We start from the raw sequence: 12,802 nt of genomic DNA, 5'->3' as shown, positions 1-12,802 counted from the left end.
AAGCGGGGCGTCGCGCCGACGTGAGGCTCAGTCCGCCTCCAACATCCGGCCTATGCCCCGACCCTCCCTGTTCCGCCGCGCCGCCCTGGCTCTGACGCTCGCGCTGCCGCTGCTGTCCGGCCTCTCCGCGCCGCCTCCCGCCCGGGCGATGGACCTGTTCGGGGACGAGTTCCGCACCGTCGACGACGTGCTGGCCTACAACCGCGGTCACGGCGTGCGCTTCCTCGACCGGCAGGGGCGCTTCATCGGGTCCATCGGCGAGACGTACGGCGACACGCTGACGTTGGAGAAGCTCCCGAAGCACCTGATCCAGGCGCTGATCGCCAAGGAGGACCGGCGCTATCTGGAGCATGACGGCATCGACTACCAGGGTCTGGCCCGCGCCCTGGCCGTGGCGGTGACCTCCGGCCGCTTCAGCCAGGGCGGCAGCACGCTGACCCAGCAGACGATGAAGCTGATCTTCCTCAACCGTTACAATCGCTGGTCCCGCAAGGCGTACGAGCTGTACAGCGCCAGCGATTTCGAGGAGCAGCTCGGCAAGAAGAACGTCCTGTACCTGTACCTCAACCGTGCCTATTTCGGTTTCGGCGCGTACGGGGTGGACGCCGCCGCCCGTGTCTTCTTCGGCAAGCCGGCGGGCAAGCTGTCGCTGAAGGAGTCGGCAATGCTCATCGGCGCGCTGCCCGCCCCCTCCCGCCTGAACCCCTTCGCCGACCTGGAGAAGGCGGAGGCCAAGGCCGCCCTGGTGCTCGATGCCATGGCCGACGCGGGCTTCATCACCGAACGCACGGCGGAACAGACCAAGCGCCAGCGCCCGATGCTGGCCGCGGCCAACAAGGCGGCGGTCCTGTCCACCGGCCACTTCCGCGAGACGGCCAAGGCCCGTTTCGACCGTTTCGCCGCCGACCGCTACGGCGGCGATCTTCCAGGGCCGACCTTCACCGCGCGCACCACGCTCGACCGCGATCTTCAGGCCGCCGCCCTGCGCAGCGTGGAAACCACCCTGAAGCGCCACGCCAAGGGCCTGGGCGACGCGGAGGTCGCCCTGGTCGCTCTGGACGGCGACGGGGCGATCCTGGCGATGATCGGCGGGCGCGACGCGGCGGCCCGGCGCGACCATTTCAACCGCGCGCTCCAGGCCCGCCGCCAGCCCGGCTCGGCCTTCAAGCTGTTCGTCTTCCTGGCGGCGCTGGAGCGCGGGCTGACCCCGGACTCCCGTGTCGACGGCTCGCGCATGGAATTCACGGACGGGCGGGCCATCCGCAATTTCGACAACCGCTACCCGTCCTCGATGACGCTGGCCGACGCCTTCGCCCATTCCACCAACACGGCCTCGGCCCGGCTGACCCGCGGCCATGCGGAGGAGATCGCCGCCGCCGCCCGCCGTCTCGGCATCGAGTCGCCGTTGGAGCCGGATCTGGGCCTCGCGCTGGGGGTCAGCGAGGTGTCGCTGCTGGAGATCACCCAGGCCTACGCGGTGGTCGCCAACGGCGGCAGCAAGGTCAGCGGCCACCTGTTCCAGCGCATCGGCGATCCCGCCGGACGGACGATCTACAGCTACGCCCCGCCGAAAGCGGACCGGGTGATCGACCCGCAGACCGCGGCCACCCTGAAGGCGATGCTGGGCGAGGTGATGCGGGACGGCACCGGCAGGACGGCCCGCCTGCCGGAAGCGCTCGCCAAGCGTGGGGCGGGCGGCAAGACCGGCACCACCAACGATTACCGGGACGCCTGGTTCATCGGCTTCGCCGACGGCGTGGCCGGGCGCGGGCTGACGGTGGGGGTGTGGGTTGGCAACGACGGCAACACGCCGATGAAGGGGGTGACCGGCGGCTCCGTCCCGGCGGAAATCTGGCGCCGTTTCATGGTCGAGGCGGCCCGGGTGAAGGGTTAACGGCCTTTTGTCCCGGCGAGCAGGGAGGCCCCGACGAAGCCCAGCGACCGCCCGTTCCGCCCGACCTCGTACCAGGACCCGAAGGCGGCCATCACGGTGACCGTCTCCCCCCGCTCCAGGACGTCGGCCACCTTGGCGTCGCAGAAGGGGGCGACGCGCAGGTTCGCGGCGGCGCGGACGCGCACCCGCGTCCCCACGGCAATGGCGGCTGGGCGCCGCGTCTCGGCACCGCGCTCCTCGGCGATGGGACCGGGCAGGGCGCAGCCGCGGTCCTCTTTGGATGCCTTGGCGTAGCCGCCCTTGAAGCGGTTCGTCGCCGGGTTCGTGGTGGGGGTTTCGGTGAGCGCCGCGGGGGCAGGGCTGGCCGGTTTGCGAGCCGGCAGGGGAGCGGCGACGGTGTCGGTGTCAGTCGGCACCGGAGGCTCCTCCGTGGGCGTGGCGGTGGTGGGCGCTTCCGCTGTGGCCGCTTGCGCGGGCGCCGTCAGCACCGGCAAAGGCAGCAACGGCGTCTGGGCCTGCGGTGCCGTCGTCCCCGCCGCTCCCAGCGGTGTCAGCCGGGGCAGCACGGCCGTCGGAGGTGGGCGTGGCGTGAAGGTCGGGTCGGTCTCCTCCGCCCAGGCCGAAGCTCCGCCAAACAGCGCCAGCAGGCCGAGGAGGGGAAGGGCGACCCGGCGCATCCGCCGCCTCAATCCACGATGACGCGGGCGATGAGCGCGGGCAGGGTCTGGCAGCGGAACAGCCCGTCCAGGGTCTGCTGCTCGGTCAGACGCAGCGACAGGGCGCAGCCGTAGGCGTTCACCGTCAGGGTGGTTTGCGCCAGCGTGCCGATGGCGGCGGAGGGCTTGGCGATGCTGTAGCCGGGGGCGCCCAGCCGCCCGGCGAGCGCGCCGTTGACCGGGTTGACGGAATCGATCTCCAGCGTCAGCGGACCCAGATTGTTCAGCACCGTTTCGGAATGCGGGTCCTCCTTCGTCGCGTAGAGCTGCACCGGCACCGCCTTGCGGCGGGCGATCCAGTCCTTCAGCGCCAGATTCCCCAGCACGGGGTCACGGCTCTGCAGCGCCGCCTCCATGGCGATCTGGCGCAGCGACGGGTCGTTGCCGCCCAGCGCCGCCTCGTAGGCGGCGATCCGCGCCGGGCGGTCGGTCCCGAGAATCCGGGTGCGCAGGTCGGCGATCCGCGCGGTGCGGGCGTCCTCCTGCCGCCGTTCGGCGGCGGCGCGCTCCTCCTCCGCCTTGGTCGCGGCGGCCTGCCGGGCGAGCAGATCCTCCTCGCGGCGACGGCGGGCGTCTTCATCGGCGCCGCGGGCCTCGGCGTCGCGGGCGATCTGGTCGCGCAGGCGGTTGGCCTCGGCGGAGCCGGCCAGCACGGGGCGTCCGGGAAGCTCCTCCAACGGCTGGCCGATCCCCTCCAGCACCTCCGGGTTGCGCAATTCGATGCGTGCGCTCCAGCCGTTGGGGCCGAGCGTGGCGAGCGCGGTGGCGGAGAGAGTCTTTTCAAGCCCGGCCTCGGCGACGGGGCGGATGAAGGTCACGGTGCCGTCGCGGCTTTCGATCGCGTAGGTCGGCTTGGCGAGCCGCAGCTTGGCGCCGATTCGCACGGCGGTCCGCGAGTCGGCGGATTTCGCGGCGGTCTTGCCGTCGGGCACCGGGGTGGGCACCGGTTCCGCCGTGACCTCCTCGACGGTCCAGAGCGGCGGGACGAGGCGCGATACCTCGGCGCGGATGCGGTCGATGGGCAGGTCGGACGCGTGGGCCGGCAGGACGGAAGCCAGTCCGGCCATCAGCGTCACCGCGATCCCCCACGCCGACGGTCGCACCATTGCTCGTTCTCCACCGGAAGTGACCACTACAGCTTGTGCCGGTTCGTCCTGGCACTGGTACAGCGAAGGCGCCGGCGAAGGGAAGCGGCTTTTGCCAGGGCCAGGGCGGCGCGGAAGCTGGAACGGTGAACAGCGGACCGGGATCGCGACTCACGGTCGAAATTGGCTTTGTGTCCACACGCCGCTTGCAATATTATCATGCAAGTGAATGTATAGTCGCCGGAAACGCGAGCGCCTTTCCGCAACGGCAGGGGACCAAGGGCAACGATATGGCGGGCAGACAGGGGAACAAGGAAGGGCCGGTCCTGGTCTGTCGCAATGTCAAGGTTTCGGGCCGACGCACCAGTCTTCGGATGGAGCCCTATATTTGGGAATCCTTGAAGGAGATCTGCGAGCGTGAGGGGCTGACGCTGAACGATATCTGTACCCAGATCGATCAAAGGCGTGGAGAGGCGAATTTGACGGCTTCAATCCGTGTCTTCATTGTCAGCTATTTCCGCAACGCCATCGGGAGCCGCGGCTTCTCCGAAGACGGGCCGTCCAGCATTCTGCGCAAAGCCATGGACGACGCCATTCCTCCCTTCGACTGAACAAAGGGACGGGACGCCGTCCTACCAGCGCAGGCTGGGCAGGCCGTAGGTCGGCTGGTGGCCGGACGCGGCCGCGGCGGCGGCCAGCTTGGACGGATCGACGGCCTCGCCCCAGGCGCCGCCCAACTCTTCCCGATGAATGCCGAAGGTGACCAGCGCCACGTCGATCCCGGCGGCATTGGCTCCGGCCACGTCGGTGCGCAGGCTGTCGCCCACCGCCAGGATGCGCCGCTTGTCCTTGATCCCCATCAGCGACAGGCAGCGGTCATAGACCGGGGCGTGCGGCTTGCCGTGCCAGAAGACGTCGCCGCCCATCGCCTCGTAACGCTGGGCCAGCGTTCCGGCGCAGATGACCATCTGCTCGCCGACCATCACGATCAGGTCGGGGTTGGCGCAGACCATCGGCAGGTTGCGGCGGCGGCAGGCCTCCAGCGCCGGCTCGTAGACCGACAGCGACTCCCCGAAGTCGACGATGCCGGTGTTCATCACGAAATCGGCCTCGTCCGGCGACGCCACGTGCGTGTAGTCCAGCCCCTCATACACGTCCATGTCGCGGTCGGGGCCGATGTGGTAGAGCCGCCGGCCCAGAGCGGCGTGCCACGGGTCGTCGCGGTCGCGCAGCGCGTCGTAGGCGGCTTCGCCCGAGGTCATGACATGGTGGTAGCGCTCGCGCCCGATGCCCATGCCGTCCAGCTTGGCGATGACGCCGCCGGTGCGGCGCGGGGCATTGGACAGCAGGCAGATCACCTTGCCCGCCGCGCGCAGCTGGTCCAGGCACTCCGGCACGCCGGGATAGGGCCGCTCCCCGTCGTGCAGGACGCCCCACAGGTCGAGGATGACCCCGTCGTAACGGTCGATGACGGAGGCGATTCCGGAAAGCTGGACGATGTCGGTCATGATGTCCGGTGGTGTGACGGGCGGGAAGGGGCGGTGGCTCAGCGGCCCTGCGGGACGCGTTCGGGCCCAGCGTGTTTTGGCTCGGCGAGAAGCTCCGCATAGACGGCCAGCGTGTCGGCGCACATGCGCTGCTTGGTGTAGCGCTCGGCGACGAAGGCGCGGGCGCGGGCGCCGATGGCGTCGCGCTGCTCCGTCGTCAGGGACAGCGCCTCGTCCAGCGCCTTGGCCAGCGCGTCGGGATCGGCGGGCGGCACCACCCAGGCGGTCTCGCCGGGAATCACGGTTTCCTGATAGGCGCCGATGGCGGACACGATCACCGGGCGGCCCATGGCCTGCGCCTCGACGATCACCCGCCCGAAGGCTTCCGGCTCCTGCGAGGCGGAGACGACGACGGTGGACAGCCGATAGGCGGCGGCCATGTCGTTGCAGTGGTCGGTCATCGTGACGACGCCTTCCAGCCCGGCGCGGCGCACCTGCTCCTCCAACTCCTGCCGGTAGCCGGTGCGGCCCTGGTCGGAACCGACGAGCAGCGCGCAGACGTCCTTGCGCCCCAGCTTCGCCAGAGCGTCGATCAGCACCGTCTGGCCCTTCCAGCGGGTCAGGCGGCCGGGCAGAAGGATCACCGGCTTGTCGTCGGGCAGGCGCCATTTCTGGGCGAGCTGGATCATGCGGGCGGAACTGACCCGCTCCGGCGCGAAGGACAGCGGGTCGATGCCGCGGTGGATGGTGCGGATGACCGCCGGATCGACCGCATAATTCTCCAGGATGTGGCGGCGGATGAAGCCGGAGATCGCGATGATCCGCTCGCCCCGCGCCATCACCGAGTTGTACCAGCGCTTCAGCCCGTTCTTGTAATTGTACGGGGCGTGGAAGGTGGTCATGTAGCGCGCGCCGGTCGCCTGGCAGGCCAGCCAGGCGCTCCAGGCCGGGGCGCGGGAACGGGCGTGCACGATGTCCACGCCGTTCTCCCGGATGATCGCCTCCAGCTTGCGCGCGTTGCGGCGGATGACCAGCGGGTTCTTGGAGGCCAGCGGCAGGGTGATGTGGCGGATGCCGGCGCGGTCCAGCTCCGCGGCCATCGGCCCGCCTTCGGACGCCACCAGCGGCAGCGCCCCGGCCTGGGCCAGCGCCAGCGCCACGTCGATGCAGCCGCGCTCGGCCCCGCCGGTGACCAGCGCCGGCAGCACCTGGAGAACGACGGGCCGGCGGCCGGCGGCCGCGAAGACGCCCTCCGCGAAGACGTTGGCCGGGTTGCGCGGGTCCTCGCCGGTGCTAAGCTGGGATTCGACGTCCATAGTCACAGATTCCTAAAGTCCTGGCCCACAGAGGTGTCCGATATGACCGAACCCGCAGCCGGCCCCGTCCCGTCGCCGGGCGGCGCGCACCATAGCCTGAAGCGCGGCGCCGCGACCATAGCCTATCGTCACACCCCGGGCCGCGACCCGGAAGGTCTGGCCCCCGGCGTGATGTTCCTCGGCGGCTTCATGTCCGATATGACCGGCACCAAGGCGTTGGCCCTGGAGGAATGGGCGGCTGGCGAAGGGCTGTCCTTTACCCGGTTCGACTATCAGGGGCACGGCGCCTCCAGCGGGCGGTTCGACGAGGGCACCATCGGGCTGTGGGCCGACGACGCGCTGGCCGTCCTGGACCGCGTCACGGTGGGGCCGCAGATCCTCGTCGGTTCCTCGATGGGCGGCTGGATGATGCTGCTGACCGCGCTGCGCCGCCCGGAGCGGGTGGCCGGTCTGGTCGGCATCGCCGCCGCCCCGGACTTCACCGAGGATCTGATGTGGGACCTCTTCGACGAGTCCGTCCGCCGCGAGATCCTGGAGACGGGCCGCTGGCTGCGCCCGTCCGACTACGGCCCGGAGCCGCAGCCGATCACCCGCGCGCTGATCGAGGACGGGCGCAACCACCTGCTGCTGCGCCAGCCGATCGCTTTCGACAAGCCGGTGCGCCTGCTGCACGGCATGGCCGACCCGGATGTGCCCTGGCAGGTCAGCCTGACCCTGGCCGACCGCCTGAACAGCGCGGACGTGCGGGTGACGCTGGTGAAGGACGGCGACCACCGCCTGTCCCGCGACCAGGACATCGACCTGTTGTGCCGCACGGTGGGCGATCTGGTCCGCGGCTTGGGCTGAAGGAGAGGGCTTCGATCCGCCTCGCGGATCATCCAGAAGACGGTGCAAGATTTTTCCCCAAAAGTGATTTCAGGGGCTTGCGCACCGCCTTCTGGCTGGATATAAACGCGGCCTCTGCGGAGGGGTGGCCGAGTGGTCGAAGGCGCACGCCTGGAAAGTGTGTATACCCCAAAAGGGTATCGAGGGTTCGAATCCCTCTCCCTCCGCCAGTTCTTCCTGCTGACTTTGCTGTGGCGTCAGCAGAAGCGAGATACCGCCGTACTTCCGGGCGGTTAGGTTTATACTTGAGCCTTCTCCGGATTGGTGGACACCTTTGTTAAGCTCCCGCTGGGAGCGGAGAGGTGGGCATAACGACGGCACGGCGCTTTTCACCGACGAGTTCAAGCGGGAGTCCGTGGCCCTGTTGGAAAGCAGTGGCCGGCCCCTGGAGCATGTCGCCAAGGAGTTGGGCATCCAGCCGTCGATGAGCCGCAAGGGAAACGGCTGGGACAATGCGCCAATGGAAAGCTTCTTCGGAAGTCTGAAATCAGAACTCGTCCACCATCGACGGTATGTGACACGCGAGGACGCCAAACGCGACCTGTTCGCTTGCATCGAAGGCTACTACAATCGCCAACGCCTCTACTCGGCGATTGGTTACAGAACTCCTGAGCAGGCCGAGTTGCAGGTCGCATAACCCGGTGTCCATTGTGCCGGGGGATGCTCACGGTCTCCCTCCGCCAAACCGGACACCAACGCTTGGCACGGGTCAAGACGGTTGGGTCGGTTCGCCGGCGTCATGGATCAGCACGACGACGGACCGCGCTTCCGCCAGATAGGACGACTCACTCAGCGTCGGCGCTAAGTTCCACTCGACGATATCACATGGGGGGCCGAGCGAGGTGTCGATCCATCGGCGCCATGGGCCAACACGGCCGTCGTTTGCTGGCGGAAGTTCAAAGCGAAGCGGTTTCCAGTAGGCGTTCAGGATCAGGTAAATGCGAAGCCGGCCCTGCTCCACCTTCGCTTCGACGGCGATGCTGTGGGAATCCCGGCTCCAATCCGGTTGCTCGGGCGTCACGCCGTGCCATGTCATCGTCGCCTGCCGGAGCAACTGGCGCAATGGCATGCGCTCATACGTTACATCCCGGAGGCTCCGGCGTGTGTTGAGCACAGTCACGAACCGGTGCACGTCCGCGTGCGTCTCGACCAGCGTCCAATCAAACCAACTGGTCTCGTTGTCCTGGCAGTAGGCGTTGTTGTTGCCGGACTGGGTACGCCGCGCCTCGTCGCCCATCGTGATCATCGGGACGCCGAGCGATAGCATCGTCACGGTCAGGAAATTCTTTACCTGACGGTTTCTCAGCCGCTCGATTGCCGAATCGTCGGTCGGGCCTTCGACGCCGCAGTTCCAACTGCGGTTGTCGTCCGCGCCATCGCGGTTGCCTTCGCCGTTCGCCTCGTTGTGCTTGCGATCGTAGGACACCACGTCGTTGAGCGTAAAGCCGTCATGGCAGGTCACGAAGTTGACGCTTTGTTCAGCTTCCCGCTCCTCATGCCCATAGATCTCCGGGCTGCCCAGGATGCGGTCCGCGATCTGGGTCACCGATCCCGGTTCACCGCGGAAAAACGCACGCACGTCGTCGCGGAACCGTCCGTTCCATTCCTTCCAGCTGTCGCCGACGAAACTGCCGACCTGATAAAGGCCCGCCGCGTCCCAAGCCTCGGCGATCAGCTTCGTACCGGCAAGCGCCGGTTCCGTTTCGATGTCCCACAGGATCGGCGCGTTCGGGATCGGATGCCCCGATGTGTCGCGGGACAGAACCGAGGCCAGATCGAAGCGGAAGCCGTCCACATGCATCGTCTCGACCCAGTATCGAAGGCTGTCCACGATCATGCGCCGGACGACAGGGTGATTGGCGTTCAAGGTGTTCCCGGTGCCCGTGTAGTTGGCGTAGCGGGATCGGTCGTCTTCGAGAAGGTAGTAGGTGGGATTGTCCAACCCTCGGAAACACAGGGTCGGCCCGTTGTGGTCGCCTTCCGCCGTGTGGTTGAAAACGACGTCGAGGATGACCTCGATGCCGCCGCGGTGCAGCGCCTTGACCATGTCGCGGAACTCGTCCAGCGGACCGAGCGGATCGGAACGCGAACTGTACGCCGCATGCGGCGCAAAGAACGAGACCGGCGCGTATCCCCAGTAATTGACCTTTCCCGGCGGGCAATCCTGCGCATCGAATTGGAACACCGGCAGCAGTTCCACCGCGGTGACGCCCAATTCCTGCAGGTACGGAATCTTCTCGATCAGCCCGGCAAACGTGCCGCGGGTCTTCTCGCCGACGCCGGAACTGGGATGGCGTGTGAATCCGCGCACATGCATCTCATACACGATGGTCTGCGCGGACGACCGGCGCAACGGTGCGTCGCCTTCCCAATCGTAGGACCCCGGATCCACCACCACGCTTTTCATGGCGGCTGTGCAATCGTCACCGGGTTTGCGGGCGTCGTCGCGGCTGTAGCGGTCCGGAACGACCACCGCGCGGCCATAGGGATCAAGGAGAAGCTTGTCCCGATCGAAACGCAGGCCATGAGCGGGGTCCCATGGCCCCTCGGCGCGAAAACCATAGACTTGGCCGGCCGTCACGCCGGGAAGAAACACGTGCCAGTAATGATAGGTGCGATGGGTGGAGGGATCGAGGCGGATCACGCGCGCAGGCCCCGCATCCTCGGCTCGGTCGAACAGCAGCAGTTCGATTCCGGTCGCGTGCTTCGAAAACACGCTGAAGTTCGTCCCCTGGCCGGTGGGGATCGCGCCCAGCGGCGCCGCAGCCCCCCGCGCGGGGGGACAGGCCGCGTCGGCCCGCCCCGCATCCGCGTCCATCTGGAGCGCCGATCCGTCCCTCATGGCACCGGGCATGGCTTCGCATCCCATATCTCGGCGGCGTATTCGGCGATGGTGCGATCGCTGGAGAACCGGCCAGAGTTGGCGATGTTCATGATGACCTTGCGCGTCCAGTCCTGCGGGAGCGCGTAGGACGCCAGCAACCGCCGGTCCGCCTCCAGATAGGCTGTGAGATCGGCGAGATGCATGAATCGGTCCCCGCCCGTCAGCAGCGCGTCGCGCAGAGGTTCGAAGACGCCCGGTTCGTTGCGGCTGAAATGGTCGGAAAAGATCAGATCCAGCGCGGCGCGGGTTTCCGGTTCGTTGTGGTGATGCCAGAAAGGGCTGTACCAGCCGGTGCTGCCGGCCACCTGATCCGCCGTCAGCCCGAACAGGAAGAAGTTTTCCTCGCCTGCGGCTTGCGCCATCTCGATCGTCGCGCCATCGCGCGTGCCGATCGTCAATGCGCCGTTCATCATGAACTTCATGTTGCTGGTGCCGCTCGCCTCATAGCCTGCCGTCGAGATCTGGTTGGACACGTCGGAGGCGGGAATCAGCTTCTCGGCCAGCGACACGCCGTACTCGGGCAGGAACACCACTCTGAGGCGGCCGCGCACCACTGGGTCGTCGTCGATGGCGGCGGCGAGGTTGTTGAGGAATTTGATGATCACCTTGGCGAGACGGTAGGCGGGCGCCGCCTTTCCCGCGAAGAAGAAGGTCCGCGGCGCCATGTCGAGGCCGGGGTTCTGCCGCATCCGGTTGTAGAGCACGACGATCCGCAACGCGTTCAGAAGCTGCCGCTTGTATTCGTGGATGCGTTTGATCTGGCAGTCGAAGATCGTGTCGGGATCGACGGCGATGCCGTTGGTCGATGCGAGCCACGCCACGAAGCGGTGCTTCATGGCGCGCTTGGCCTCCCGCACGGCGTCCCGGAAAGCCCCATCGTCGGCAAGCGGCTTCAGCTTGGCCAATTGGGACAGGTCGGTGATCCATCCGTCCCCAATGGCGTCGGTGATGCAGCGGGAGAGGGCGGGGTTGGCCAGCCGAAGCCAACGCCGGGGCGTCACGCCGTTGGTCTTGTTGCTGAAGCGCTCGGGATACAGGTCGGCCAGATCCTTGACCGTCACGGTGCGCAGCAGATCGGAATGGATCGCAGCGACCCCGTTGGTGCTGTGCGATCCGACGATGGCGAGGTTGGCCATCCGGATCTTCCGCAGACCGCCCTCCTCGATCAGGCTCACACGCTCGATACGGCCCTCATCGCCGGGAAAGCGGGTCCGTACTTCGTCGAGAAGCCGGCGGTTGATCTCCAGGATGATCTCCAGGTGGCGCGGCAGCAGAAGCTCGAACCAGGGCAGCGGCCATTTTTCGAGCGCCTCGGGCAGCAGGGTGTGATTCGTGTAGGCGAGTGTTCGCCGCGTGAGATCCCACGCCTCCTCCCAGCCGAGCCCCGCATCGTCGAGCAGGATCCGCATCAGTTCGGACACCGTCAGGCTCGGGTGGGTGTCGTTGAGCTGGACGGCGACCTTGTCGGGGAGCGCCCGCCAATTGGTCGGGCTGTCGACCGGATTGGTCCGGCGGAAGCGCCCCACGAGATCCGCCAGGGAGCAGGCGACCAGAAAATACTCCTGCACGAAGCGCAGACCCTGACCCATGCTCGTCGAATCGTCGGGGTACAGGACCCGTGTGAGGGACTCCGCCGAGAGCCGTTCGGCAAGCGCGCTGACGAAGTCGCCGGCGCTGAACGCCTGGAAGTCCAGCGCGTGCGGTGCCGCCGCCGCCCAGAGCCGCAATGTGTTGATCGTCCGGCCGCCGTACCCGACGACGGGGCGGTCATACGGAATGCCGAGCAGACTGGACGGCCGGCCGGGCACGGCGGCGAACGTCCCGTTGCGCACCTCGAACGAGCAGCCGAGTGTGATCTCCACGGCCTCCTGCGGCCGGGCGACCTCCCAGGGATCGGGCCGGCGCAGCCAGTTGTCGGGCTGTTCCTGCTGCCAGCCATCCCGCAGGCACTGCCGGAAAATGCCGTATTCGTAGCGGAGCCCATATCCCATGGCCGGGATCTGCATCGTGGCCATGGAGTCGATGAAGCAGGCCGCCAGCCGGCCGAGCCCCCCGTTCCCCAGCCCGGCGTCGGGCTCCTCCTCGAGCAGGGCAAGCCAGTCGATCCCCTTCTCGGCGGCGACCTGCGCCACGATCGGATCGAGAAGAAGGTTCATGACGTTGTTGGCCAGGGAGCGCCCGATGAGGAACTCCAGGGAAAGGTAATAGACGCGTTTGGGATTCTCGCGTTCGTAGGTCTGCTCGGTGCGAAGCCACCGTTGTGACAGCACGTCGCGCACGGAGCGGGCGACCGCCTCGTAGCGTTCGCGGGGACCGACCGATGTGGGATCGACCACATGGTCGAACATCAGGTGCCGCTCGTAGAGCGCGTCGTGCGTTCCGGTGAAGTGGATCGGGCCGCACCCGTATTGCTGGAGCAGGTCCGCCGATCCGGAGACGTTCGACGCCGTTGCGTCGGCCATGGTCATGTCGCTGCTCATGGCGTTTCCTCCTCGCCCGGTCGCAGCCGCCGCGCCGTCCGACGGATGGCCCGAC

General features: G+C 67.7%; 9 protein-coding genes, 1 tRNA gene and 1 pseudogene. 5 read left to right on the top strand and 6 right to left on the bottom strand.

Translation table 11 applies throughout. The features are described from left to right. The first annotated feature begins 52 nt into the window (after positions 1-52). Positions 53-1,894 carry a transglycosylase domain-containing protein gene (locus ACFPMG_RS05710; protein ID WP_376994251.1) on the top strand — a complete coding sequence of 614 codons (1,842 nt, stop codon included), beginning with the start codon at positions 53-55 and terminating at the stop codon, positions 1,892-1,894. Here ACFPMG_RS05710 and ACFPMG_RS05705 read toward each other — a convergent pair. Together ACFPMG_RS05705 and ACFPMG_RS05700 are read right to left on the bottom strand one after the other, a co-directional pair. Further along, positions 1,891-2,571 (bottom strand): SH3 domain-containing protein, encoded by a 681-nt coding sequence (locus tag ACFPMG_RS05705; RefSeq protein WP_376994249.1) that lies wholly within the window; start codon positions 2,569-2,571, stop codon positions 1,891-1,893. The genes ACFPMG_RS05710 and ACFPMG_RS05705 overlap by 4 nt on opposite strands. An 8-nt stretch (positions 2,572-2,579) precedes the next feature. After that, on the bottom strand, positions 2,580-3,716 hold the full coding sequence (locus ACFPMG_RS05700) for a hypothetical protein (protein WP_376994248.1): 1,137 nt from the start codon (positions 3,714-3,716) through the stop codon (positions 2,580-2,582). Positions 3,717-3,841: 125 nt separating this feature from the next. On the opposite strand from ACFPMG_RS05700, the gene ACFPMG_RS05695 reads away from it, so the two are divergent. Then, complete coding sequence (locus ACFPMG_RS05695; RefSeq protein WP_376994247.1) at positions 3,842-4,306, top strand: ribbon-helix-helix domain-containing protein; 465 nt, start codon at positions 3,842-3,844, stop codon at positions 4,304-4,306. 21 nt (positions 4,307-4,327) lie between these two features. Here ACFPMG_RS05695 and ACFPMG_RS05690 read toward each other — a convergent pair whose 3' ends face one another. Beyond that, positions 4,328-5,203: a TIGR01459 family HAD-type hydrolase gene (locus ACFPMG_RS05690; protein WP_376994246.1), complete on the bottom strand. Its 876-nt coding sequence runs from the start codon at positions 5,201-5,203 to the stop codon at positions 4,328-4,330. 38 nt (positions 5,204-5,241) lie between these two features. Further along, entirely contained in the window at positions 5,242-6,498 is a 1,257-nt protein-coding gene (locus tag ACFPMG_RS05685) for a glycosyltransferase family 4 protein (RefSeq protein WP_376994245.1), read from the bottom strand. A gap of 42 nt (positions 6,499-6,540) precedes the next feature. Between ACFPMG_RS05685 and ACFPMG_RS05680 the strand changes: the two genes are divergently transcribed. The 3 genes and pseudogenes from ACFPMG_RS05680 to ACFPMG_RS05670 all read left to right on the top strand — a co-directional run. After that, a complete protein-coding gene (locus tag ACFPMG_RS05680) occupies positions 6,541-7,344 on the top strand; it encodes an alpha/beta hydrolase (RefSeq protein ID WP_376994244.1) in 804 nt (267 codons plus the stop codon). A 118-nt stretch (positions 7,345-7,462) separates the two neighbouring features. Then, positions 7,463-7,553: transfer RNA gene (locus tag ACFPMG_RS05675), tRNA-Ser, on the top strand. A 239-nt stretch (positions 7,554-7,792) separates the two neighbouring features. Then, positions 7,793-8,020, top strand: a pseudogene (locus ACFPMG_RS05670) (integrase core domain-containing protein); the annotation flags it as partial. A gap of 72 nt (positions 8,021-8,092) precedes the next feature. Here the strand turns inward: ACFPMG_RS05670 and glgX are convergent. Then, positions 8,093-10,237, bottom strand: coding sequence for a glycogen debranching protein GlgX (glgX, locus tag ACFPMG_RS05665; RefSeq protein ID WP_376994243.1), 2,145 nt, complete (start codon positions 10,235-10,237; stop codon positions 8,093-8,095). Beyond that, positions 10,222-12,747: a glycogen/starch/alpha-glucan phosphorylase gene (locus ACFPMG_RS05660; protein ID WP_376994241.1), complete on the bottom strand. Its 2,526-nt coding sequence runs from the start codon at positions 12,745-12,747 to the stop codon at positions 10,222-10,224. The genes glgX and ACFPMG_RS05660 overlap by 16 nt, the downstream gene beginning before the upstream one ends. Between the last annotated feature and the right edge of the window lie 55 nt (positions 12,748-12,802).

Origin of the sequence: Azospirillum himalayense (assembly GCF_042657465.1) — a bacterium.
Lineage (GTDB): Bacteria > Pseudomonadota > Alphaproteobacteria > Azospirillales > Azospirillaceae > Azospirillum > Azospirillum himalayense.
The sequence above is the reverse complement of the archived record's forward strand: the minus strand, read 5'-3'. Positions and strand labels throughout refer to the sequence as shown.

Coding starts and splice junctions, on each gene's coding strand:
- glgX (WP_376994243.1), bottom strand. CDS start 10,237: ATGCCCGGTGCCATGAGGGACGGATCGGCGCTCCAGATGGACGCGGAT.
- ACFPMG_RS05710 (WP_376994251.1), top strand. CDS start 53: ATGCCCCGACCCTCCCTGTTCCGCCGCGCCGCCCTGGCTCTGACGCTC.
- ACFPMG_RS05660 (WP_376994241.1), bottom strand. CDS start 12,747: ATGAGCAGCGACATGACCATGGCCGACGCAACGGCGTCGAACGTCTCC.
- ACFPMG_RS05685 (WP_376994245.1), bottom strand. CDS start 6,498: ATGGACGTCGAATCCCAGCTTAGCACCGGCGAGGACCCGCGCAACCCG.
- ACFPMG_RS05700 (WP_376994248.1), bottom strand. CDS start 3,716: ATGGTGCGACCGTCGGCGTGGGGGATCGCGGTGACGCTGATGGCCGGA.
- ACFPMG_RS05705 (WP_376994249.1), bottom strand. CDS start 2,571: ATGCGCCGGGTCGCCCTTCCCCTCCTCGGCCTGCTGGCGCTGTTTGGC.
- ACFPMG_RS05690 (WP_376994246.1), bottom strand. CDS start 5,203: ATGACCGACATCGTCCAGCTTTCCGGAATCGCCTCCGTCATCGACCGT.
- ACFPMG_RS05680 (WP_376994244.1), top strand. CDS start 6,541: ATGACCGAACCCGCAGCCGGCCCCGTCCCGTCGCCGGGCGGCGCGCAC.